The sequence below is a fragment of the Dietzia sp. UBA5065 genome, assembly GCA_002415925.1.
In the GTDB taxonomy this organism is placed as follows: Bacteria; Actinomycetota; Actinomycetes; order Mycobacteriales; family Mycobacteriaceae; genus Dietzia.
On sequence record DIAZ01000003.1, the window covers coordinates 13,788 to 14,744 of the forward strand.

Below are 957 nucleotides of genomic sequence, written 5' to 3' on the forward strand. Positions count from 1 at the left end.
CGGCGAGGTGCCGCCTGCCGGGGTGCCGCTGTCCGCCGACCATTCCGAGGGGGTCATGTGCGGATCGTAGCCGCAGTTCAGCGAGGTTCCCGCAGGTCACCCGGCACGTCCCGACTTCGCGGTCGGAGTCGATTGCTAGACTCGCCCCACACTCGATCGAGACCCCTCCCCAGCAACCCTGCCGCAGGAAGGAGCCATGAGCCCCCTCCTCGCGATCGCCGCGGCTGGTCTGGCGACGGCGCTGGCGTGGCCGCTCACGCGGTGGCTCGGCCGGGGTGCGGGGTGGCCGCTCGCGGCGCTCTACCTCCTCGGGGCGGTCGCCCTCCTGCCGCAGATCTCGCTCCTCGGCTCGGGATCGCCCGCCCGGGTCCTGCATCTGCCCTGGGTCCCCGCCCGCGGCTGGACCCTGGACCTGGTCGCGGATCCCACGGGGCTGCTCTTCGCGATGCTCGCGCTGGTGATCGGCGCGATCGTGTTGATCTACTCGTCGTCGTACCTCGACCGGACCATCCCGGACGCCGCCACCGGCGTCGGCCGCCGGATCCAGCACTACGGCTTCTTCCAGCTCATGACCCTGTTCACCGTCTCGATGCTGGGGCTGGTGCTCACCGACTCGCTGGTCCTGCTCTTCATATGTTGGGAGCTGACGTCGCTGGCGTCGTTCGCGCTCATCGCCAACTCCGGCCGGACCGCGTTCCCCGCCGCGCTGCGCACGCTCACCGTGACGTTCGTCGGCGGGCTCGTGCTCCTGGCCGCGGTGGTGGCGATCTGGCTGCGGACCGGGACGACGTCGATCTCCCAGGCGCTGGCCCACGAGGTATGGGCCACGGACCCGGGCTTCACCGTCGCGGTGGCGGTGGCGGTGGCCGTGGCCGCGTTCACCAAGTCCGCCCAGTTCCCGTTCCACTTCTGGCTGCCCGACGCCATGGCCGCCACCACCCCGGTGAGCGCGTATCT

1 protein-coding gene is annotated in these 957 nt (G+C 71.3%); it reads left to right on the forward strand.

The genetic code is table 11. From position 1 onward, the window contains the following. Positions 1-196: 196 nt before the first annotated feature. A partial coding sequence (locus tag B4M60_RS00340; RefSeq protein WP_291079375.1) for a proton-conducting transporter membrane subunit occupies positions 197-957 on the forward strand: 761 nt, incomplete at its 3' end.